Below are 22,227 nucleotides of genomic sequence, written 5' to 3'. Positions count from 1 at the left end.
CGCCCAGATGTCTTTCGCTGCGCCAGGCATCTCACATCATGGCATCACTGATTCTTGGTCGCCAGCTTCACCCAAACGCCTGCGGGCCTCTTGCAAGGCGTGGCCCATGACTTGCCACCGCGCCATGGGGCCGCGCAGATGAATGCCGTCCTTGCCGAGGTCGAGCATGACCCCGATCGAGAGCTGCATCTCCCTTCGCCCCGTTGAGGTTTCGAACGTGAGCATCGTTTCCGCATGCGAGCTGCTTGGGGTCGTGTCCTCGAACCGTAGGATGCGGAAATCCGTCAGCTTAAGCCCGCGCGCGTCGCGACGGGCTTCGTAGAAGCCGCTCGCGAGACGATACTGGAGGTAGCCGGGGTCTCCGGGCAGGCTCGCCGCCAACGCCTTCATGGAGATCGGCCGGCGTTTGCCCAGCAGCGCGGCATGAGCCGCTTCTCTTTGCACCGACGCGGAATGGAGCTCGGCGTTTCCTGGGTAGGCCGCCCGGAGCTGTTCCCGATCGACCGCGTGCTTGTGGTGATCGATGTCCAGCTCCTCGAGCGCCTTCTCCGGATTGGTCGCCAGAAGACTGAGCCAGAACCCGGCTTCGTGAATGGGGCGCACCGCTCCCACGGCCTCTATCGTCATGGCGCGCTCGGCAAGCATGATGCTCGCTGTGTAGGCGTTCAGCGCACGGCCGTAGACGCGGACGGCGGTCGGCGCCGCCGCATTTGCAGGCCCGCCGTCGCCGGCGTCCTGATGATCCTGGAATAGGCTCACGGCATACCGGTTCAGCTCGCGCGCGAGCTCGAACCAGTCACGGTAGTTGTCGATGTAGATATGTCGCCAAGTTTCGACCTGTGGCGACAGCAGGCCTTCATCGGCCAGCGCCTCGCGAGGGTCTGCCTCTTCCTGCTCGACCATGGTTCCGGTCCGTTCGTTCCAGCTTCGCGAACCTAACCCAAGGCATAGGCGATCCGCATGAGAGAGCGCGATGTCCGATGGCGGCCGTCAGGCAGATGACCCCGACAACCCCAATGGCGAGGACGGACGACGAGCGTCTCCCCGTTTGCTAGGGGATGGTGAAGGATGGAGTTGCGCCAGACCATGCCGTTTGGCTCGTCCTCTCAGTTGGCGGCGGCCTATGCGAGAAATGGGATGGGCACCTTGTCCAACGGTTGACCGAAAATGAGTGTTCTGACGCCTTCAGCACGCGAGCTAGAGTCTTGGACTCCATCGCGCGACTAGGTCGTCTTCCTCTTCGTCCTCGTCGTCTGTCGGACCGTCGGCCACCAGGAGCATGGTCACCGCGTACCCGTTCGCCTGCCGCAGAACCTGTTCAAGAACACGTGGCGCCGGACGACCCCAATCATGCTGAAGCCAGATCGTCCCATCCATCTCGATCCAGTCAGATGGCGCTGAAACGCCAGTGTTCGGCTTAACCTTGGTGGCGCAATCTGACGGCAGGCGACTTTTCCATTCAACGGCCAGCCGCGGGAAGTTCACGTGTGAACGGGCGTAACGGACCACTCCACCGTAGGAAAAGACGATGGCGCACGGTGTCGAGGTCAGCTCGACGAACCGGTTCGCAGCCGCTTCCAGGCTGACATCATAGGATCTCGCCAGCTTTCTGACATGACCGACGTCCGGAAGGCCAAGTTGGTCCGCGTCGCGTTCGAACCAAGGCTTCGGCATGAGGATGCCCGCGGCGAAACGGTTGGCTTCGGCTTCGCGCCGTTGCGCGGGTGTCGCGAATCCACGCTCGCTGAGGTGCGCCTGCGTGCACTTCTGATTCCCAACGTGGGTGGGGATCAGAAAGTGACCGAGCTCATGGCCGATGGTGAACCGTCGACGGCCGCCTGGCACGCCCGGCCTGCACAGAATGATGCCCTGGCTCTTGTCCAGGTCGGTCAGCAAGGCTCCTTCGAAAGAGGTCGTGTCCAAATCCCTGATCTCGAGGATGTTCACGGCCGCCGCGAGCGCCTCGATCGGAACGGGCGGCGTCCAGTCAGGGTGATGCCTCAGGATGGTCTGGATCAGCCGCTCGGGAGAGCCGCAGTCCGCCAAATCCATGAGGAGCTCGCTCACGGCTTCTTCAGGGCCTCAGCCATGGCGCGAACGGCCGCCCAGGCCTTATCGTCCAGCTTACCGTCAAACTCTCGATAGAACTGAAGGGCAGGTGCCTTGTCCGCAGGTTCGCTCTCATCAGACAGGAACGCCACAGTCACCTTGTAATAGTCCGCCAGCCCCCTGAGCAGGTCCAGGCTCGGGTTGGTGCTGTCGCCGCGTTCAAGCTGCCAGATGTGAGCCTTGGACACGCCGACGCCGTCAGCGACCTGCTGGAGTGATTGCCCGCGTCTGACCCGCAGGTCCTTGAGCTTGGTGGCCAAAGACATTCGGTCCCTCGGAAACGCCGTACAGATAAATCATACGCGCCGGAAGACGGTGTTGACAAGCGTATCGTCGTAAACTATATCATACGAGGCGTTCATCGAGAGCGAGAAAGGAGGTGAAGGAAATGGGCAAGAACCAACATGTCGTCCCCCACGCCAATGGCTGGGCCGTTCGTGGTGCGGGCAATGCGCGCGCAACCACGGTGCATCAGACACAGGCTGAAGCGGTCTCTCAGGCACGAGGAATCGCTCAAAACCAGCAGAGCGAACTGCTGATCCACGGTCGCAACGGTCAGATCCGCGAGCGTGACAGCTTCGGAAACGACCCCTACCCGCCGAAAGGCTGAACCTCGAAAGGCCGCGTCATCCATGACGCGGCCTTTCGTTCATCAGGAGTACTCCCAATGCGCTTCGAAGGCGCCATCGTTCGCGAACAAGGCATCGTCTTCGCCATCGTCGTGGTGAAGCGGCACATCCTCGACAACAACGCGGAGGCCACCCGGGTGGCGCACAGCTTCCAGCCCGCCTTTCCCGGTCTGCCCGTGGTGCTGATGGCGCAGAACCACCGGGGCGCGGCGACCTATTTCGGCCGGCCCGACATCGCGCGTTTCCTGTCTCGCGTCCCCGTCAGCGCCATTCCCTGGCGCGAATACACTCTGAACTGAGGTCCCCATGATGAAGCTCCGTAGAATCCGCCCGCCACGGCCGCCCAAGCCCGTCGATCGTGTGCAGAACATGCGAACGATCCGGCCCTTGGGGAAAACCAAATGGGTCCGCGCCCATTGGCGCTGGGACTACGATCGTCACGCCTGGGAGTGGGTGCTCGGACATTGGTCGAAGTAGGGGCGCGGGCCCAGCATCCGACGCGCCGCCGCAGGGGTCGAATACCGCCCCGCCAATGGAGAAGCCGAAATGGACGGCCATAACTTCGAGAGGCTCAGGGCTCACATCCTGCCTCTGTCGCTATCGCAGGACTTCGACGTTGCGAGGCGAGAGTGGGGGCTTGTCGCGGTGGAAATCAGCGACGAGTGGGACCACTGTCCGTGCGGCCAGGACATCAAGGAGCATTGCTACATCCGCAATCGGATGACCGACCGCGAGACCTATGTCGGCAATGTCTGCATTAACCGCTTCATCCAGATCGACACCGGCAACCTGTTCGACGGGTTGAAGCGGATCGCGAAAGATCCCACGGCGAATGCGAACAGCGATCTGATCGAACATGCGATGCGCATGGGATATCTCTACGGCGAGAAGGAATACACCTTCCTCAAAAAGACAGTACGTGACGTGACCCCCTGAAACTCCTCCACGAATAGCTAGAGTCCGCCCCTCGAAAGGACGGACAGAATGAAGCGATCACGGTTTACGGAAGAGCAGATCATCGGGATCCTGCGCGAGCAGGAGGCCGGTGTTCCGGTGGCGGATCTGTGCAGGAAGCACGGGCTGAGCTCGCCGACCTTCTACAAATGGAAGGCCAAGTATGGCGGCATGGACGTGTCGGAGGCCCGGCGGCTGAAGGCGCTGGAAGAGGAGAACGCCAAGCTGAAGCGGATGCTGGCGGACTCGATGCTGGACAACGTCGCGCTGAAGGATCTGCTGGGAAAAAAGTGGTGACGCCCGCTGCGCATCGAGCGGCGGCGGCGCACCTGCAGTCGGCTTACGGGATGAGCGAACGGCGGGCCTGCCGGGTGCTGGGCGTGGACCGGACGAGCGTGCGCTATCAGGCGACGCGACCGGACGACGGCGCCCTGCGCGATCGGCTGAAGGCCCTGGCCCAGGAGCGTCGGCGGTTCGGCTATCGACGTCTGCACGTGATGCTCCGGCGCGAGGGCCATGCGGTCAACAAGAAGCGTGTCCAGCGGATCTACCGCGAGGAGAAGCTGACGGTGCGTCGGCGCGGCGGGCGCAAACGCGCGATGGGCACAAGGCGGCCGCTGGAGATTCCTCTGGTCGCAAACCAGCGCTGGTCGCTGGACTTCGTGTCCGACCAGATGACGGACGGGCGGCGCTTCCGCATCCTGACGGTGATCGACAACTGCACCCGCGAGTGCCTCGGGCTCGTCGCCGACACCTCGCTGTCAGGGCGACGGGTGGCGCGCGAGTTGGACGCCATCATCCTGCGACGCGGGCGACCCGAGACGATCATCAGCGACAACGGCACGGAATACACGTCCAACGCCATCCTGGCCTGGGCCGACGACGCCGGTGTGGGCTGGCACTACATCGCGCCGGGCAAGCCTCAGCAGAACGGCTTCAACGAGAGCTTCAACGGCCGTCTGCGTGACGAGCTGCTGAACGAGACGCTGTTCCGATCCCTGCCGCACGCCCGTGCGGTGCTCGAAACCTGGCGGCGCGACTACAACGAAACCCGGCCGCACTCGAAGCTCGGCTGGCTGACGCCGCAGGCCTACGCAGATGCGCTCAGCGGAAAGATCGGCCGGTCCGCTGCGCTGGTTGGAGGCTGCGCTGACCGGCCTCTTGCCAACCCCACCAACCCCAGTTCAGATCACCAAAGGACTCTCGTTATGGCTGGATGAGAAACGGGGGTCACGTCACCAGCCAGTTCGCCGCCTCTGCCCGCCTGTACTCCACCAGTTCCCGGATCGAGGCATAATCGTTCTGAAGGTTGCGGGCGAAGATCGGCTCATGATGGGCGATCCGGTTCCGGAACTTCCGAATCCTCTCAAGGTCGAGGAATATCTGCGCGCGCGCTTGCGCCACGGTCAGACCCGCAGGGATTCCAGGAAGGACGGTGCGCAGATGCGCGTCCCAGATCCGGCTGTCCTGTCCCTGAGTGAACACCTTTTCCCAGAACGCGAAATTGAGCTCTGAGACGACCTTGCCCACAGTTGGCTGACGCCCGGCGACCGTCCGAAGATTCTGCTGGGGATCGTAGTCTGTCTGCCGCCTAGGAACGGGCAGGCTCCTGATGAAACCGTTCACCCAAGGCCAGTTGGCGCCATGGACCGCCTCGATGGCGTCCGCCGCCGCGTTGCGGATGGCCACCTCGCACAGGTGAAGCGGCACCATAAAGGCTGCGGAGACTTCCATATTCCAAGCGTAAAGTTCCAACGCTTGGTCGACATGCCCCTGCTTGGCCTGCAGATAGGTCGCAAAACGGGGTGCCGATATGACGTCCGGCAGATCAGTTATTTCCTGCGGCGTGAAAGGCATTACGCTAACGTAGGCGGCAATGATCGGGGTTGTCGACGGAGTGACGGACTTTCACTTTCGAGTTGACACTTTCGCTCTAAAACCCCACCTGTTCGCCACTGGCTTTGAGACACGCGGGCGAAAGCCTCCCCTCATCGTCGATGGAATACGGAAAGCCCGCCAGAGATGGCGGGCTTTTTGTTGATCGACGTAGCTTGGCGTGTGGTTCCGGTGAGGGTGCCCAGAAAAGCTGGTCAGGTGGAGGTCGTCCACACCATCACGTCACAGGCTAATGGCTCAGGATAACCCCTTGTCGGGCCTGGCAAGGGCGGCCAGAACAAGCCGCAGGTAAAGGTTGCGGCACCTCAGCGCGTCGCGTCGAGGGGAGTGGCGTCGTGCACATCGAACGACTCGAAGTTTCCGGCTTCCGATGCTTCGGACAAAACCCTGTCCCGATCCTTCTCGATGAAGGATTGACCGCCTTCGTCGGCGTGAACGGTGCAGGAAAGACCGCCGTTATGCTTGCGCTTCAGCGGCTCTTCGGCGTTACGCCGGACCAACGGAGGCTTCGGCGACAAGACTTTCATGTCCCGGCTGCCGAAGTGAATCCGCCCAACGAGCGCCGGTTCACAATAGAGGCGGTTTTGGCCTTTCCGGAGCTCGACGATCCGCTAGCGGACGCGTCCGCCGTTCCTGAGTTCTTCTCTCAGATGGCCACGGACGACAGCGGAAGAATGAAATGTCGCTTGAGGATGGAGGGGATTTGGACGGATGACGGCTCCATCGATGGGGCGATCGAACACACCTATCGCGCCGTTCGGACGATGGGCGCCTTTACGGACGCTGAGTGTTCGGACCTGAAACCCAAAGATAGAGCCAGAATCCAGCTCATCTATGTACCGGCCTCGCGCGACGGCATCTCGCAGGTGACGGCCTTTTTGCGTGGACGCTTGTGGCGGGCGATCAACTGGTCGGAAGGCACGCGGACGACGTTCGCTTCGGCGGGCTCCGCCCTGAACAACGCGTTCTCCGGCGAGCCGGCGGTAGACGCCGTGGTCGCAGCAGTCACCAGGCGATGGCAGCAGGTCCACACCGCAGGCACGGACTCCACGCCAGTGTTTCGGCCTATCGATCTCCGGTTCGAACAGTCCATCCGCAAGGCTGAGGTCTTGTTCCGCCCCGACGAGGCAGGGCGCGAACGTGGTCTCGATGAGTTGAGTGACGGCCAGCGATCCCTGTTCCACCTCGCCATGACTGCGGCGACGCTCGACGTAGAATCGAACCTGGCGACGGATCCCCGCCCTGATGGATTTCAGTCCGGCGGCATCAGCGTTCCCGCCTTGACCCTGATCGCCGTCGAAGAGCCAGAAAACAATCTCGCGCCGTTTTACCTCTCCCGTATCGTCCGACAGATCCAGGAACTGACCGCAGGGTCACGGGCTCAAGCCATGCTCTCGAGCCATTCGCCCAGCATTCTGGCGCGGGTGAAGCCCGAGCAAGTCCGTCATTTCCGTCTCGACCCGAAAACCCGCGCCTGCCGCGTGAGAGGGATCCGATTGCCTCCGATCGCGGACGAGGCTTCGAAGTTCGTTCGCGAGGCTGTGCGCACCTACCCCGAGCTCTATTTTGCCCGTTTCGTGATCCTCGGCGAAGGCGCCTCCGAAGAGGTGGTGCTCCCGCGCCTCGCCGAGGCCCTTGGCCTGGACATCGATCGGTCTTTCGTGGCGGTGGTTCCCCTTGGGGGCCGCCACGTCAACCACCTGTGGCGGCTGCTTGTCGATCTGGACATTCCGCACGCGACCCTTCTGGATCTGGATTACGGTCGTGCGGGCGGGGGCTGGGGGCGCATCAAGACCGTCTGCGCGCAGCTGATGGAAAACGGCGTTCGGCCTGACCAACTTTTCGAAAGCCCGAGTCCGGCGGGCCCCTCGGCCGACCTGGCGGCCTTCGATACCTTCGCCGCCGCGAACTGGACAAACATTCAGACGTGGGCGCGATCTCTTCGAAGGTTCAACGTCTTCTTCTGTGAGCCGCTGGATTTGGACTACTCGATGCTGATGGCGTTGCAAGCCGCCTATTCGTCGCCAGAGCCTGGGCGCTCCGGACCGTCCGCCGCCGGGGAGCCGCGGGACTCGGTGTTAGGCGACGGCGGCAATCACGCCCTCTACGACTCCAGCCAGGACAGCCTGCTGCGTTGGTATCGGTACCTCTTTCTGGGGCGAGGCAAGCCAAGCACGCATGTGCGGGTTCTGAGCGGTCTCGACAGTCCGGCCCTCGCTTCGGCGGCTCCCGAGGAACTGAAGGCCTTGCTCGGCGCCGTCGCGGTCCAGCTCGATCCCCCACCGCCGGCTGCGCCCGGGACTCTGACCGTATCGCTAACATCATGACGTTACGGTTCACCGCGCCAGACGACTGGAGGCCGCGCGGAATCGATGCCCTCGAACCCGCCGCGTGGACCGCGCTCCGCCACCCGGGATCGACCTCGGTGGTTGCAGGCCCTGGCGCGGGCAAGACAGAGTTCCTCGCTCAGAAGGCGACCTATCTGCTGGAAACAGGCCTGTGCCGCCCGCCTTTCCAGATCCTGGCCATTTCCTTCAAGGGCGATGCCGCCGGCAATCTGGCGGACCGCGTCAAACAGCGATGCCCTGCGGAGTTTTCGGATCGGTTCACGTCGATCACGTTCGACGCCTTCACCAAGAACCTGGTCGACAGATTTCACACCGCAATTCCCGCAGAATGGCGCCCGACGAAGCCCTATGAGATTGCCTTCTGGGATTACAAGTCGACCAACTATTGGCTCACTCGAGCACGGCTAGCGGCGCCAGAGCCATGGAAGGCCGAGATCGAGGAAATCGGTCCTTCGAGTTTCGAGGGTCGAACGGTGGGGGCCAGACGCATGCTCGTTCCTCACCCGGAACCGCGATCCGGGGCTGAGTTTGCGACGACAAGGTGGTGGTCAGAGCAACGGGGTGCGGGAGATCCATCCAACCTGACCTTCGTCACGTTGAACCGCATGGCCGAGCTGCTTCTGAGATCAAATCCTCAGATCGCGAACGCACTCCGCGCCACCTATCCCTTCATCTTCGTCGACGAGTTTCAGGACACCACCTTCGCTCAGTATGATTTCCTCTATTCGGTCTTCAGGGGCAGCAGCGCCGTTATCACCGGCGTCGGAGACGACAAACAAAGGATCATGGGCTGGGCCGGCGCGAGACCAGACGCCTTCGCCCGATTGGAAGCAGACTTCCACGCTCTGCGGGTGCCGCTGCTCTTCAACTTTCGTTCTTCACCGGATCTCGTCGCCATCCAGCATGTCGTCGCACGCGCCCTCGACCCATCGTCGCCACAGGTCGTTGCCAAGACAGGCAAACTTATCGACGGCGACGTGGCCCAGATTTGGAACAGCCCGACATGCGCTCAAGAAACGCGCCATCTCGCGACGTGGTTGGCCAGCGACATGACGCGGAGGGGACGTCGCCCACGCGACTATGCGATCCTCGTCAAGCAGAAGGCGGAGGCGGTGGACACCGAACTCCGCGCGCCGATGGCCGCGAGCGGCTTGCGCATTCGCAACGAAAGCGCGCTGGTCGGCAAAGTCCCGCTTCAGGACCTGCTGTCAGACAGCCTCTGCCGGCTCGTCGTCGCTGCGCTGAGGCTCGGATCTGTCCAGCGTTCGCCTGCGGCCTGGCAGTATCTATCCGCCGCTGTCTCGGCGCTGAGAGCGATCCCGCCCGGCGACGATGCTGCGGACGCCCGGGCTGAAGCCGCTCTGTCCCGTTTTCTGGCCGGGCTTAGGAAAGACATGACTGAAACCGCGCCCTCGGCGGAGGCGGCGGTTAACATCGCAGAGGCCGTGTTGACCTTCCTCGATCCCGCGGCCGTTCAAAGAACCTATGTTGAATATGGAGCAGGCAGTCTTCTCGAGATCGTCGTTGAAGGGGTCCTGCAGCACCTGATGGCATCGGCGACCGGGGTATCGACCTGGTCCGAGTGCTTGGATGCCTTCGAAGGTCTCGATCAGATACCTCTGATGACCGTGCATAAGAGCAAGGGGCTTGAGTACGACACGATCGTCTTCATGGGTCTCGACGACCAAGCTTGGTGGGCGCACAAACCCGGCGACAAAGAGGGCCTCGCCGCGTTTTTCGTCGCCCTCTCCCGAGCGAAGCAGCGGGCCATCTTTGCGTTCTGCCAGCAACGTGGCCAACGATCAAAGGTAGCCGAACTCTACGCGCTCCTAGGGCAGGCTGGCGTTCCGGAAATTTCCATCTAGACCGCTCGGGCAGACACCGAAACGACCGTTTGCGTCAGTTGCTCATAGCGTCCGAACCTCGGAGTCAGTGAGCATGTTGCGGTCTGGTGGTATTGTCAGACTGATTGCGGCCAAGTCTGTCGAAGCCGTTCGACCATGCCCGCGCGTCGGTCGGGCTCCAGGCGGTCGAGGTTCAACTGCTTCCAGCGCACGGCGGGGAGGTCGGCGGCGTCGGGCAGGCCGATGAGGTCCCAGTCAGGCGCGCCGGCCTTGAACCCGATCAGGAAGGCGCGGTGGGCCTCGGGCATGTCATCGACGATGGCGGTGATCAGGGCTGTGCGCGCAGCGATGAGGTCCTGGAGGTCCACCGGGTCTTCGGTCATCCCATCGAAGCCGCGTTCGAACTCCTGGGCCAGATTCTTGGGATTGGCGCGGAGCACCTCGGCCATGGGCCGGTGGTGGCTGGCCAGATAGATCACGAAGGCCTGTCGCAGTGCCGGCGTGATCCCCTCATTGGCCAGCAGATCGCGGACGTCGAACAGATCGCGAGGATGTTGGCGGTCCAGCGCGGCCATGATCTTGCCGGCATAGAGATCGGCATGGGAGACCATCCGTGCCTCCGCATAGCCGAAGCGCTCTTCCACCGCTGCTGAAACCGGACGGACTTCGGGCTCGAACACCACGCCGCGCAGGACCGGCGTCACCTCCACCTTGATCACCGCCCCGTCGGCCCGAACAAGCAGCTTGTCGATCACAGGCTGGGCTCCGCCCTTGCCGCGGACGACGACAGATCCCGGCAGGGCTTGTTCGACCTCGTCGGCGATCCGCCTCAGGGCCGCATCGATCGCGGCGAGAGACGCATTACGATCCTCGACGGGGAGATAGGTCAGGTCGATGTCCACCGACAGACGCGGCAGATCGCGAACGAACAGATTGATCGCGGTGCCGCCCTTCAGGGCGAAGCAGGGTTCCTGGAACACTAGCGGAAGGGTGCGGACGAGAAGGCGGACTTGGCGGGCGTAGACGTCACTGACCGGCATCGAGCGACCTCGGCACGGTGATCCTGTAGGTCGGGTCGAGGCGGCCGCTCCTGACGAGCACACGGTTGCCGCTGCCCAGATCGATCGTGCTGCGGTCGAGGGCTTTGAGCCAGGCGTGACCGTGCCGGTCGGCGAAATAGAAGAACAGGCGTTTGACCTTCACGCTCATGCAATCCTCGAGCAGACGCTGGAGCCGTCGCGGGCTGAGGGTGGCCAAGGCACCCATCAACTGGTCCGCCTGGTCGAAGCTCTCATGATCCGGCAATTCGTCCAGAAGTTCGAGGATGGCGCGCTCGGGCGTCGATTGGCGCAAGGGCCATTGCCAGTGGCCCAGGGGGGTGTCCACCACTGCGGCGCGGGCCCAGTCCGCCAGGAGGCCGGTTTCGCTGGAGTCCTCGCGGAGCCGGGCGACCTCGAAGTATCGGGCGTTCCGGAAGAGCCTTTGGGACGGGTGATATTTGAACTCTACGTCCAGCGGCAGGTCGGCGAGCCAGGTCGGCGGGGTCTCGTCGCCATAGAGATGAACTTCCTTGCGGGCGGCAGGAAGGTAGTGGGCATAGCCCTGCAACTCGAGCGCGGTGCGGCCTCCGATCACAATGGAATAGTCGAGGAGGGCCTGGAGCGAGAGAACGGCTGTCGGCCAGTCGAGGGTTCCGCGCGGACGGCGGTAGACCCGGCGCGCAGTCCGTTCCAGTCGCCCCGAAGCGACGTATTTGGCACGGAGAGAATTGGGATAGCCGTTCTCGTTCATCCAGCCGGAATCGACCAGAAGGCCTTCCGGGAGGATACGTTCGAGCTTGTTTAGCTTTCCTAGCATTTGAACACTTATAGTGTCCTAATATGAAGATTGTCAAACATATTGGTTTGCCATTCGGCATATTGGAACACCATCAGTGTCTTAGTGCGCTCAAAGTCAAACTCTGGTGCGGGATTGATACCGGCGCGTCGCCCCGAGCTTAGGTCTTGGGACTGAAACGCTCACCAATCCGCTCTGCAGGCGCTCGAACCGGATCGTCGCTCAGATGCCAGCGCAGTCGGCCGACAAATAGCCAACACGTGCCAAGCGACGTGGCCTTCGGTTCGGCAGGAGCCTTGGAAAAAGAACGCCACGGAAACTGCTAGGGTTTGATCACTCACACCATTCTCCGGGTCTAAGCTCGCGTAACCATGTCGGCCGCATCGCGTCGGAACGGAGATAGGGTCTGTAAATCCTGCAGATTCACGGGGATGGCTCAGCGCGCTGAATCTCCTCGGCCACCGATCTTGTTGTGGCAAACGATGAGGTGGCAGCGGTGTGATCCTGCGACCAGAGGCCATCTGCTCGTCTTACCGGGGGAGAGGGAAGTCAAGCCACGCCGCCGAAACTCCTTTTCGGCGGGGACACCAGATCCCCGATCGACACGGCGATCATCAATGCGAGACCTGGGTAAAGGAGCCAGGCCGTCGGCCAGCCAAAGCTCGCCATCAGCAAGGCGGCCGCCAATACCAGCAGAGGTCCGACCATGCCGAGGATCATTCTTGACCATCGCCGATGACGCATCCCGCCGGCTACGTTGGCCGTCAACGCGATGACCGCGAACAGAGGGAGCAGGTAGCGGATGAAGACCCCTTCATACTGACTCAAGAACCCTAGACCCAAAGCCGCGGCCAAGCTGCCGAGTGCCGGAAAGCACGCCGCGCAGCCCATAGCCGCAACAATCGCGCCGACTACGCCCGCTTTGTCAGCCGCGCGGGTGATGGGTTCTTGGTCCGGCATGCTTTTCCTCGGTGAGCTGGAATATGGCGATCTGAGCCCAGCAAGTGTTGAGCGCGCTGGTGTCGATCCTCTCGGACAACCGAGTAGGGTCTGTAGTCCCTACAGATACAAGAGCGTTCTCGTCTTTGCAAAATCCGCCGAGTCGATTGCGTGACGTGGCGAGGCGAGGCTCGCCGTCATGGAACAGCGCCAGAGATCAGCCGCCAGAACCCTGGATGAGGCGGGATACAAAGGTCCGAACCTGAAAGCTGCGGGCGGGCAGGGGCCTAGTTACGGCGCCGGCCGGGTTGCGGCCTCGGAATCAAACAGGGCCTCCAGGATCGGGCAATCCGGCGTGGCCCCGTCGGCGCAGCGAGCGACCATATCGACCAGCACCTTTTCCATCTTCCTCAGGGCAGCCAGCTTTGAACGGACATCGCCCAGATGGGCGGCGGCGACCACGCGTGCCTCCGCGCACGGAAGATCGCGCTGCTCGGCCAGTTCAAGCAAATCCCTTATTTCATTCAGCGTGAACCCAAGCTCCCGCGCCCGGCGCACGAAATTCAGCCGGAGCAGATGGCCGCGGCCATAGAGGCGATGCCCACCCTCGCTGCGAGCAGGCGCGGGCATCAGGCCGATCTTCTCGTAATAGCGCACGGTTTCGATGTTGACCCCGGTCCGCCGGGACAACTCGCCGATAGGAAGCTGTGGGGCCGTATCCCGCAGGGCCGATTTGTCCATGAAGCGTTTTACCCCTTGTATCTGTAGTGACTACAGACCCTACCTTGTGTGTATCGACCCGTGAAGGCGTGAGGAGTGTCAATGGCAGACGGCAAGCAAGAACTCGGCGGACATCCGGCGCTTACCGACAAACCCAACGCTCGCGGGTGGCTTGCTGTCGGAGGACTTGCCGCCGCGATCGGCGCGACCTCCTGCTGCGTATTGCCCTTGGCCTTGTTCGCGCTCGGGATCAGCGGGGCGTGGATCGGCAATGTCACGGCGCTGGCCCCCTACCATCTTTATTTCGTGGCCGCCGCCGTGGTCTTGGTGAGCCTCGGCTTCTACCGGGTCTACCGTCAGCCGCAGGCCTCCTGCGACGAAGACGTGAACTGCACCCGGCCAGCCTCGACCCGCCTCGTCAAGATCGCGCTCTGGACGGCGACCCTGCTTGTCGCCCTCGCTCTTGCATTCCCCTATGTCGCGCCGCTGCTGATCGGCGCCTGAGTATTTCCCGGAGACTTCGATCATGAGCCTTTCAATCCGCACCGCCCTCGTTTTCGCGGCGGCTCTCATGACCGCCGATGCCGCCCAAGCCGCCGAACGCACGGTGAGGCTCGACGTCAGCAATGTGTCCTGCGTGACGTGCGCGCCCATCGTCCGTCGCACCATCTCGCGCCTGCCCGGCGTTGAAGCGGTGACCGTCACCGTGACCTCGGGCGGGACTGGACAGGCCGTGGCGGTGGTGACCTACGATGACGCTCGGGTGACGCCGGCCGCCTTGGCGCTCGCGTCGACCAGGGCCGGCTATCCTGCCCGTGTTCAGGCGCGCCGATAGGGGCTGCCGGCGTCCGGTTGTGACGCCTCGAGGCCGATATTCGACCAACTTTCGCGCGGCCAGTCTCCGCGTCAGCAGACGCTCGTGATGACATCCAGCTCTCGCCGCTATCCGACGCAAGCCGGGCAACGTCGGGTTTGACGTCGCCTTGTTCGCGGCAGAGTCTATTTAGAAGGATCCGGACCGTATGAGTGATTGTTGCACGCCCTCACGGGATATCGCCAAGACTTACGATCTCGTCGTGGTCGGGGCGGGGTCGGCCGGGTTCTCGGCCGCCATCACGGCGGCGGAACAGGGCGCTCGGGTCGCGCTCGTCGGAGACGGAACGATAGGCGGCACTTGCGTCAACGTCGGTTGCGTGCCGTCCAAGGCTCTGATCCGCGCCGTCGAACCCCTGCACCAGGCCCGGGCCGCGAGCCGCTTCGACGGCGTCCGGGCGTCGGCTGCCATCGCTGACTGGTCGGGGACGGTTCGCCAGAAGGACAGACTGGTCGACGACCTTCGCCAGGCAAAGTACCAGGACGTGCTGCAGGGTTATGACGCCATCACCTACCACGAAGGCGCGGCGAGACTCGTCGAGGGCGGCGTGGAGGTCGGCGGCGTCCGGCTGACTGCGGACAAGGTGATCATCGCGACCGGTTCACGTCCGGGGGTTCCAGCGATCCCCGGCATCGAATCCGTGCCTTATCTGACCAGCACGACCGCGCTCGAACTGGAGGCCCTGCCCCGATCGATGCTGGTGATCGGCGGCGGCTATATCGGGGTGGAACTGGCCCAGATGTTCAGCCGGGCGGGCGTCCACGTCACCATCGCCTGCCGCTCCCGGCTACTGCCTGAGGGGGAACCCGAAATCAGCCAGGCGCTGCAACGCTATCTCATGGACGAGGGCGTCACAGTCGTGGCGGGGGCAGTCTACGGGTCCATCGACCCGTCCGGCGAGGGCGTGGCGCTCAGCTTCACGCAGTCCGGTGGCCCCGGGGTGACCACCGCTGAGCATGTTCTGATCACAACGGGCCGGGTTCCCAACTCCGATGGGCTGGGGCTTCCCGAGATGGGGATCCAGATCTCGCCAACGGGAGGCATCTTCATCGACGACCGGATGCGCACGACGCGCGCGGGCGTCTATGCCGCAGGCGATGTCACCGGCACGGATCAGTTCGTCTATATGGCCGCCTACGGCGCGCGACTGGCTGCCCGGAACGCCCTGAACGGCGACACCCAAGTCTACGACAATCGCGCCATGCCGGCGGTCGTCTTCACGGATCCGCAGGTGGCGACGGTGGGACTGACGGAAGCCGCAGCCCGCGCGGCCGGTCACGATGTGCAGACCTCGATGATCACCCTTCATCACGTTCCTCGCGCGCTCGCGGCCAGGGACACGCGTGGGCTCATCAAGCTGGTGGCTGATCGCGGCACGCGGCGACTCCTCGGCGCGCACATTCTGGCGCCTGAAGGGGCGGACAGCATCCAGACGGCGGCGGTGGCCATCAAGTGCGGAATGACAGTGGAGCAGTTGGGCGACACGATCTTCCCCTACCTCACGACAGTCGAGGGCCTGAAGCTGGCCGCGCTGACGTTCAACAAGGACGTCAGCAAACTCTCTTGCTGCGCCGGTTGAGGGGCACGACCGGATGCTTTCCACTTCGCCACTTGTCGGGTTGGCGAAGCCAGTCGTCCAATGTTTCCTTCAGGTCTTGGGACTGAATCGCTCACCAATCCGCTCTGCAAGCGCCCGAACCGGATCGTCGCTCAGATGGGCATACCGTTCCGTGGCGCGACTGTTGGCGTGTCCCAGCGCTTTGCCGATCATCGGGAGACTGGCCCCGTCCGCCAGGGCGAAGCTTGCGAAACTGTGGCGCAGGTCGTGGATGCGGACGCCTTCCAGCTTGGCTTTCGGGAGCACCTTGTCGCGCCAGATCTTGGACTCGGAGGTCGCATATCCGTTGTCGCCCTTGGTGGCCGGAAAGACAAACTGGCTTCGACCGCGGGTCTTGTAGAGACGCTGCAGGATTCCGAAGGCCATGTCGTTGAGCGAGATCCGACGATCCCCCGTGCGACCGCCCGCCTTGGTGCGGCTCGGCGGTAGCACGAGCCGGCGCCGGTCAAAGTCGACCTCCGTCCACCGCAGGCCCGCGATCTCGTTGCGGCGCGCGCCTGTCAGAAGCAGAAGCCGATAGACCGCGCCCTGCCGTTCGGAGATCGTCGCATCCGCCTCCAGGGCGTCGAGTGCGGCGATCAAATCCTGAGCCTGGGACTCGGACAGGAAGCGTTCGACCGCCGGTCGGAGCTTTCGTTCGACCTTGGCGCAGGGGTTCGGGCCGGCGAAATGCCCCTTGTCGATCGCCCAGTTGAAGGTCGCGCGCAGGGTGGAATAGGTGCGGTCAGCGATGCCTGCCCCGCCCTTGACGATGGACCGACCACGGAGTTTGGTCTTCACATCCTTGGCGGTCTTCCCGGCCGTGATCGATCGGATCATCCCGGTGATGTGGTCGCGGGTGACCGTATCAAGCGCCATCTTCCCAAGCAGGGGCACGACGTGGCGCTCGAGGTTCGTCCGGTCCATGGCCCATGACGAATCCCGTTTGGTCGGTTTGTCGTCCGGCCCCTTCTCCAGATAAAGCTCGACCAGGCCTTTGACGGTGAGGCCCTCGATGCGCCTGCGGGCTTCGCCGGGATCGATGCCGCGCCGCGCATCGACCACCACCGACGCCGCCTCCTTGCGAGCCCGATCCGCCGTGAGCTTGTCCGGCCCATCCCCATGCTCGCCGAGCGTCAGCCAGCGCTGGATCCCGCGGACCCGATATTTGATGGCGAACATCCTTCGGACAGGCTTGGCGGCATGGCCCTGTCCGGTTTCGGTCCCAGGATAGATCCGGAGGCAGAAGCCTGCGATCTCGCTGTCCCAGATTCGACCCTCGCCGGTCTCCGGAACGGGCGCGCTCTCAACCACGCGCTTGGTGAGTTTTTGCTTCGTCATGGTGATAGAAATATACGCTCATTTCCGAGCCACCGCTACCACTCCGCTACCAACTCAAGTGAAACCGGGCGAAACGCTCCGTAACCGGATAAACAAGAAAATCTATGTAAAACAATATGCAAAGCTGATTTTTGGAACGTCCTGAAAAGCCCGGAAATGTTGATCCCCAACATTGCCAAGGTTGGGGTCGGGCGTTCGAATCGCCTCGCCCGCTCCAGTCGAGATCAAGAGGCCCGGTCGCAAGACCGGGCCTTTTTGCTTTCCGGCTTCACACCTTTTCTTTCGTCATCCTCCGGCAAGCCGCCGCTTGGCGGCGCAGACCGGGGGACGCAGCGGCGCCGAAGGCGATCTGTTCAGGCAGGATGTCGGGGGGCTACGGTGTACGCGGCAGGTTCGCGCTCTCGCGCGCCGCTGCATCCCCCGGTCTCGCTACGCTCGCCGGAGGATGACGAAAGAAAGAGCTGAAGCTTCCTCAGTCCTCATCCGCCGCGTTCGGGTCGATGGCCTCATCGACCAGCCTGCGCCAATGCGGATCGGTGTCGTCGACCAGATCGACGTCGTCCAGCAGGGCCACGACCGCGTCGCCGTCTGGCAGGATCAGACCCAGCACCTCCATCGGTTCGCCGAAGGCGCCGGGGTGGACCTCGGCCTGGACGGCGACCGCCCCCTGTTCGCCGTCGTCGTCCCACCAGATGACCGGCTGGGGCAGGTCCATGTCCAGCACCTGCGGATCCTCTGAGTCGCCCAGCGCGAAGACGGCCCGACGCGCCTGGACGTCATCCAGGGTCGCGACCCGGCCGGTGAAGGCCTTCAGCCGCGTCCAGTCCTCGGCGTCGAAACCGCCGCCGTCTTCAGAGTCGAGGTCGTCGTTCATGCCGACAGCTTACGCCCCCCGCCCGCCGGATCAATCGATCCCGAGCGCCGCCTTGATGACCCGCCAGTCGATATATTTGAAGTTCTGGGTCCCCACGTCGTTGACGTCGTCCTGGACCACGACCAGCCCTTCCGGGAAGGCGTCCGAGACGCGGCCGCCCAGAGCCGCCAGACCGTCGGTGCCCGTGACGCCGTCCACGACCCCGTCCTCGACCACGAACCAGCCCATGTAGACGGGCGCCGCGCCGTCGATGCGCCAGACGGGGAAGGCGCTGTCGCCCTGGCTGGAGTTGATCAGATAGCGCGCCTCGCCGTCGGCGAGGATGGTCAGGCCCTCCGCATCGGCCACCAGCCTGTCGGTCTCGATGCCCTGGATCAGGGTGCGCGCATCGCCCGACGCCGGGTCCAGCCCATAGCGCCAGACGCCGACATTCTCCTCGGCCAGATAGAGGGCGCCCGTTTCCGCGTCGGCGGCGCAACCCTCGGAGATCGAGCCGATCTCGAACCGGCGCACCTCGCGCGAGACCGGCCGGCCGTTCGCATCGGCGCTCAGGACGAACTGGCGCACCTCGCCCTCGTGTCCGACCAGGATGGCGTGAACCTCGTCGCCGCGACGGCCGAAGCAGAAGCCGTAAGGCTCCACCACATCGGTCTGGATCGCGCCCCAGGGTCGCACCCCGTTCTGGCCCGTGCCCGTCGGATCGAAGATGTAGAGGGACACGCCCGTGCGACCCGGCGTGCGGTCGCTGGCCCCCAGCACCACCTGCGACCGGCCGGAGACGCTCAGGTCCACGGCGTCGACGTTGTTCAGCAGGCCCTCGGGCATGAACTGCAGCACGCTCCCGTCGAAGCCGTAGATATAGAGGCCCGCCTTCTTGTCGGTGCCGGCGACGAATCCCGGCGTCGTCTTGCCCATGACCACGACCGGCCGCTCGCCGACCCAGATGGCCGGATCGTCGGCCGCGTCCTCGCCACCGCCCGTGCCGACCGACGGCGTCTCCAGCGTCGCCTGCACCCGAACGCCCGCGCCGATCACGCCGTCGCCTTCGCCCTGATAGTCGACCTCGTGGGTGGCGCAGGCCGAAAGAAGCAGCGCGCTCAGCGAGGCGGCGGCGAACAGGGCGGACGGACGGCGCATGGGGCGCTCCACAATTCTCGGGTCGGGCGCGCAGACCACGCGGTGCGACGTTCGGTCAACGGCGCGATGACGACGGTCCTGCGTCAGTACGGTGACGCTCCGTCCGGTCCCGGATCGACCGTCACACTCGGGCTTTGAAACCGAGAAACCGGTGTCGCGGAACCGTCGCGGGCGCGTTGCGGCGCCAAGCTAAGCGGACGCCCCGTCGGTCCAAGGCGAAATGTCGCCGGGCCTCGGGGATCATGCAATGAAACTGGCTCTTCTTCTCGGCGTCGCCATGACGCCGCTCGTCTTCGCCGGCGCCGTCTCGGCGGCCGAAAGCTCGGCGCTCGTCGCCGAGGCGCCCGTCTCGGGCGAAACCCTTCACGGCCGCGTCTACGGCGCCAACGGCGCGGGTCTGCCCGGCGCCGAGGTCGTCGTCGTCCAGACCGGCCGCCGCGCGGTCACCGACACCCAGGGCGTGTTCAGCCTGTCGGGCCTGTCGGCCGGCGCCGTCACCCTGGAGATCCGCTATCTGGGCCTGCCGACCTCGACCCGGTCGGTGACCGTCGCCGCCGGTTCGGCCACGTCGGTCGAAATCCTGGTCGGATCGGGCGCCGAGGGCGGCGACCATATCGAGGACGTCGTCGTCACGGGCGTCATCACCGACGGCATCGCCCGCTCGCTGAACCAGCAGCGCAACGCCGCCGGCACCGTGAATGTCCTGTCGGCCGACGCCATCGGCCGCTACCCGGACCCCAACGTCGCGGAATCGCTGCAGCGCGTGCAGGGCATCGCCATCCAGCGTGACCAGGGCGAAGGCCGCTACATCAACGTTCGCGGCGCCCCCTCGGCCTTCACCGCCGTCTCGGTCGACGGCGTCGCCGTTCCGGCCGTGTCGCCGACGACCCGCGCGGTCGATCTGGATACCTTGCCCAGCGACATCGTCTCGACCGTCGAAGTGTCCAAGACCCTGTCGCCCAGCCAGGACGCGGACTCGATCGCGGGCGCGGTCAACATCAACACCCGCTCGCCCTTCGATAACCGCCGCCTGGCGGTCAGCGGCTACGCCGGCGGCAGCTATAACGATTACGGCGGCTCGGACACCCGCGCCGGCGCGACCATCTCCAATGTCTTCGGCCCGGACCAGACCTTCGGCGCCCTGCTGTCGCTGAGCTACTCCGAAACGAACCGTCGCCCGGACAACCTCGAGAACGCCTGGACGCTCGGCACGAATGCGGCCGTGCCGGCCACCTTCGGCCGCTACTATATCGAAGAAACCCTGTTCAAGGACTATGAGACCCAGCGCACCCGCCAGGCCCTGACAGGCGCTCTGGAATGGCGCCCGAACGACCAGGCCCGCGCCTGGCTGCGTGGCTCCTACGCCCAGTTCAATGACAGCGAGTATCGCGACACCCTGCGTTTCACCTATTCGGACGGCACGCCCCAGGCCGGGCTCACCGATCGTGCCGGCACGTTCAACGGCGCACGTATCCACAAAGCCCTGCGCTATCGCGAACAGAACAACGAGATCGCGACCCTGAACGCGGGTGGCGAATACACCTTCGGCAACGGTGCGGTCTGGGACGCGACCCTGGCCTGGGCGCGCTCCGAGCAGACCTATCCGAACCGCGACGAACTGGTTTACCGGTCGTCTGCGGTCAACCTGAGCTATGACGCCACCAACAGCTACCTGCCGACCTACAGCGCCTTGGGCAGCGGCTTCTACTCGACGCCGACCAGCTATACCTTCCGCGAGAACACCTTCCGCACCAACGACACCGTGCAGGAAGACGTCTCGTTCCGGACCAACTACGAACTGCCCACGGTCATCGGCGGACGTGACGTGACGCTGAAGTTCGGCGCAAAGTACGCGACCCGCGACGTCACCGCCGAGGAAGAGCGCTACCGCGACCGTACCAACACCGCGCCGGTCAATCCGGGTCCGCTGGCGCCGCTGCTCAGCACTCGGCCGTCGCGCAACTACGACTACGACCTGGGCGTCAAGTTCGATCACGACCTGGCATTGACCTATCTGAACAATATTCGCGGGGCCTCGACCAACGCGGCTTCGCGCCGTCTGCCGCAGTCGATCAGCGCCGACTACGAGGTTCAGGAAGACATCATGGCCGGCTACGGCGAGGCCCGGTTCGACATCGGCGCCACCAACGTGCTGGTCGGCGTGCGGGTCGAGCAGACCAGCTATGACGGCTCGGCCCTGGTCGTGCCGCGCAACGGCACGGTCGGCGTCCTTACAACGGTCGGCGACAACCGCACGGACTTCTTCCCGAACCTGACACTGCGCCATGCCTTCTCGGATGCCCTGATTGGTCGCTTCGCCCTGACCCGCGCCATCTCGCGGCCGGAGTATTCGGAGATCGTCCCGCGCGTCCTGGAGACCACCGAGGGCAATACGGTGACCTTCGCCCGCGGCAATCCGGACCTGGCCCCGGCCCTTTCGAACAACCTCGACGCCGGCCTGGAATACTATATGCGTCCGCTGGGCGTGGTCTCCGTCAACGCCTTCTACAAGGATCTGTCGGACTACCGCTTCACCCTGAACACCTCGGCGCCGTTCAGCGATCCGACGACCCCCACCCTGACGACGGCGATCTACTCGGAGGCGATCAACGCCCCGGAGGGCTATCTGGCCGGCATCGAGTTCAACTGGCAGCAGACGTTCGACTTCCTGCCAGGGTGGGCCTCGGGCTTCGGCGTCTTCGCCAACTACACGCTGACGGACGCGGAGATCAAAACCGCCGCCGCCTACGCCGGACGCGACACCTTCGTCCTGCCGGGCCAGTCTGACACGACCTACAATGCCGCCCTGTTCTACGAGAACCACGGTTTCAGCGCCCGGGTGTCCTACACCCGCCGCTCTGACTTCCTAGAAGCCATCGACGCGACCCGTCCGGGCCTGGACATGTGGGTCGAGGGCCGGGGCCAGCTGGATTTCACGACCAGCTACGCCTTCGGCAACGGCGTGGAAGTGTTCGGCGAGGCCAAGAACCTGACCGACGAGGCGGGCATCCGCTACTACGGCTCGCGCGAGCGGACCTATGAGTACGAGAAGTTCGGCTACAACGTCTTCGCGGGCATCCGCTTCAAGCTCTAAGGGGCCGGAAAGCGTATCCGATCGAGAGGGGCCGG

At 64.1% G+C, this 22,227-nt stretch carries 21 protein-coding genes and 1 pseudogene; 10 read left to right on the top strand and 12 right to left on the bottom strand.

Annotated features, from left to right (window positions below):
• Nucleotides 1-36: 36 nt before the first annotated feature.
• The 3 genes from ACETK8_RS00700 to ACETK8_RS00690 form a co-directional block, all read right to left on the bottom strand.
• On the bottom strand, nt 37-903 hold the full coding sequence (locus ACETK8_RS00700; protein ID WP_314527351.1) for a hypothetical protein: 867 nt from the start codon (nt 901-903) through the stop codon (nt 37-39).
• 294 nt (nt 904-1,197) lie between these two features.
• On the bottom strand, nt 1,198-2,067 hold the full coding sequence (locus ACETK8_RS00695) for an ImmA/IrrE family metallo-endopeptidase (RefSeq protein ID WP_287928169.1): 870 nt from the start codon (nt 2,065-2,067) through the stop codon (nt 1,198-1,200).
• Nucleotides 2,064-2,375 carry a helix-turn-helix domain-containing protein gene (locus ACETK8_RS00690; protein WP_314527349.1) on the bottom strand — a complete coding sequence of 104 codons (312 nt, stop codon included), beginning with the start codon at nt 2,373-2,375 and terminating at the stop codon, nt 2,064-2,066. The genes ACETK8_RS00695 and ACETK8_RS00690 overlap by 4 nt, the downstream gene beginning before the upstream one ends.
• Before the next feature lie 122 nt (nt 2,376-2,497).
• On the opposite strand from ACETK8_RS00690, the gene ACETK8_RS00685 reads away from it, so the two are divergent.
• From ACETK8_RS00685 to ACETK8_RS00670, 4 genes are all read left to right on the top strand, one after another.
• Nucleotides 2,498-2,719, top strand: coding sequence for a DUF2188 domain-containing protein (locus tag ACETK8_RS00685; protein WP_374037670.1), 222 nt, complete (start codon nt 2,498-2,500; stop codon nt 2,717-2,719).
• Nucleotides 2,720-2,776: 57 nt separating this feature from the next.
• A complete protein-coding gene (locus ACETK8_RS00680; RefSeq protein ID WP_183197753.1) occupies nt 2,777-3,037 on the top strand; it encodes a hypothetical protein in 261 nt (86 codons plus the stop codon).
• Between the two features lie 247 nt (nt 3,038-3,284).
• Complete coding sequence (locus ACETK8_RS00675) at nt 3,285-3,674, top strand: hypothetical protein (RefSeq protein ID WP_374037669.1); 390 nt, start codon at nt 3,285-3,287, stop codon at nt 3,672-3,674.
• Nucleotides 3,675-3,722: 48 nt separating this feature from the next.
• A protein-coding gene (locus ACETK8_RS00670; RefSeq protein ID WP_249341170.1) for an IS3 family transposase occupies nt 3,723-4,912 on the top strand; the annotation gives its coding sequence in 2 pieces (ribosomal slippage) (nt 3,723-3,975 and nt 3,975-4,912; 1,191 coding nt in all).
• Between the two features lie 10 nt (nt 4,913-4,922).
• Here the strand turns inward: ACETK8_RS00670 and ACETK8_RS00665 are convergent.
• Nucleotides 4,923-5,549, bottom strand: coding sequence for a hypothetical protein (locus ACETK8_RS00665; protein ID WP_374037668.1), 627 nt, complete (start codon nt 5,547-5,549; stop codon nt 4,923-4,925).
• Nucleotides 5,550-5,923: 374 nt separating this feature from the next.
• Here ACETK8_RS00665 and ACETK8_RS00660 point away from each other — a divergent pair, with 374 nt between their 5' ends.
• Together ACETK8_RS00660 and ACETK8_RS00655 are read left to right on the top strand one after the other, a co-directional pair.
• Complete coding sequence (locus ACETK8_RS00660) at nt 5,924-7,915, top strand: ATP-dependent nuclease (RefSeq protein ID WP_316627265.1); 1,992 nt, start codon at nt 5,924-5,926, stop codon at nt 7,913-7,915.
• Nucleotides 7,912-9,801, top strand: coding sequence for a UvrD-helicase domain-containing protein (locus ACETK8_RS00655; protein WP_287928165.1), 1,890 nt, complete (start codon nt 7,912-7,914; stop codon nt 9,799-9,801). The genes ACETK8_RS00660 and ACETK8_RS00655 overlap by 4 nt, the downstream gene beginning before the upstream one ends.
• A gap of 95 nt (nt 9,802-9,896) precedes the next feature.
• Here the strand turns inward: ACETK8_RS00655 and ACETK8_RS00650 are convergent, their stop codons facing one another.
• From ACETK8_RS00650 to ACETK8_RS00635, 4 genes are all read right to left on the bottom strand, one after another.
• Nucleotides 9,897-10,820: a nucleotidyl transferase AbiEii/AbiGii toxin family protein gene (locus tag ACETK8_RS00650; protein ID WP_287928164.1), complete on the bottom strand. Its 924-nt coding sequence runs from the start codon at nt 10,818-10,820 to the stop codon at nt 9,897-9,899.
• Nucleotides 10,807-11,571: a type IV toxin-antitoxin system AbiEi family antitoxin domain-containing protein gene (locus ACETK8_RS00645; RefSeq protein ID WP_374037667.1), complete on the bottom strand. Its 765-nt coding sequence runs from the start codon at nt 11,569-11,571 to the stop codon at nt 10,807-10,809. Before ACETK8_RS00645 ends, ACETK8_RS00650 begins: the two co-directional genes overlap by 14 nt.
• A 594-nt stretch (nt 11,572-12,165) precedes the next feature.
• Entirely contained in the window at nt 12,166-12,576 is a 411-nt protein-coding gene (merC, locus tag ACETK8_RS00640) for an organomercurial transporter MerC (protein ID WP_287928162.1), read from the bottom strand.
• Nucleotides 12,577-12,846: 270 nt separating this feature from the next.
• The gene (locus ACETK8_RS00635; protein WP_088582493.1) at nt 12,847-13,296 is read right to left on the bottom strand and encodes a MerR family transcriptional regulator; all 450 of its coding nucleotides are present in this window, start codon (nt 13,294-13,296) and stop codon (nt 12,847-12,849) included.
• 81 nt (nt 13,297-13,377) lie between these two features.
• Here ACETK8_RS00635 and ACETK8_RS00630 point away from each other — a divergent pair, with 81 nt between their 5' ends.
• The 3 genes from ACETK8_RS00630 to merA all read left to right on the top strand — a co-directional run bounded on the left by ACETK8_RS00630 (nt 13,378) and on the right by merA (nt 15,728).
• Nucleotides 13,378-13,779, top strand: coding sequence for a mercuric transporter MerT family protein (locus ACETK8_RS00630; protein WP_205678540.1), 402 nt, complete (start codon nt 13,378-13,380; stop codon nt 13,777-13,779).
• Between the two features lie 22 nt (nt 13,780-13,801).
• Complete coding sequence (locus ACETK8_RS00625) at nt 13,802-14,110, top strand: heavy-metal-associated domain-containing protein (RefSeq protein WP_312595178.1); 309 nt, start codon at nt 13,802-13,804, stop codon at nt 14,108-14,110.
• Between the two features lie 187 nt (nt 14,111-14,297).
• The gene (merA, locus tag ACETK8_RS00620) at nt 14,298-15,728 is read left to right on the top strand and encodes a mercury(II) reductase (protein WP_374037666.1); all 1,431 of its coding nucleotides are present in this window, start codon (nt 14,298-14,300) and stop codon (nt 15,726-15,728) included.
• A 69-nt stretch (nt 15,729-15,797) separates the two neighbouring features.
• Here merA and ACETK8_RS00615 read toward each other — a convergent pair whose 3' ends face one another.
• From ACETK8_RS00615 to ACETK8_RS00600, 4 genes and pseudogenes are all read right to left on the bottom strand, one after another.
• The gene (locus tag ACETK8_RS00615) at nt 15,798-16,814 is read right to left on the bottom strand and encodes a tyrosine-type recombinase/integrase (protein WP_374039445.1); all 1,017 of its coding nucleotides are present in this window, start codon (nt 16,812-16,814) and stop codon (nt 15,798-15,800) included.
• Nucleotides 16,815-16,823: 9 nt separating this feature from the next.
• Nucleotides 16,824-17,087, bottom strand: a pseudogene (locus ACETK8_RS00610) (hypothetical protein); the annotation flags it as partial.
• 472 nt (nt 17,088-17,559) lie between these two features.
• Nucleotides 17,560-17,961, bottom strand: a complete 402-nt coding sequence (locus tag ACETK8_RS00605; protein WP_374037665.1) for a hypothetical protein — start codon at nt 17,959-17,961, stop codon at nt 17,560-17,562.
• Between the two features lie 30 nt (nt 17,962-17,991).
• Nucleotides 17,992-19,098, bottom strand: coding sequence for a phytase (locus ACETK8_RS00600; RefSeq protein WP_374037664.1), 1,107 nt, complete (start codon nt 19,096-19,098; stop codon nt 17,992-17,994).
• Between the two features lie 247 nt (nt 19,099-19,345).
• Here ACETK8_RS00600 and ACETK8_RS00595 point away from each other — a divergent pair, with 247 nt between their 5' ends.
• Nucleotides 19,346-22,192: a TonB-dependent receptor gene (locus tag ACETK8_RS00595; protein ID WP_374037663.1), complete on the top strand. Its 2,847-nt coding sequence runs from the start codon at nt 19,346-19,348 to the stop codon at nt 22,190-22,192.
• The last annotated feature ends 35 nt before the right edge of the window (nt 22,193-22,227 follow it).

This window comes from Brevundimonas staleyi (assembly GCF_041893865.1).
Classification (GTDB): domain Bacteria; phylum Pseudomonadota; class Alphaproteobacteria; order Caulobacterales; family Caulobacteraceae; genus Brevundimonas; species Brevundimonas staleyi.
Note: the sequence above shows the minus strand (reverse complement) of the source record. Positions and strands in the feature narration are given on the sequence as shown.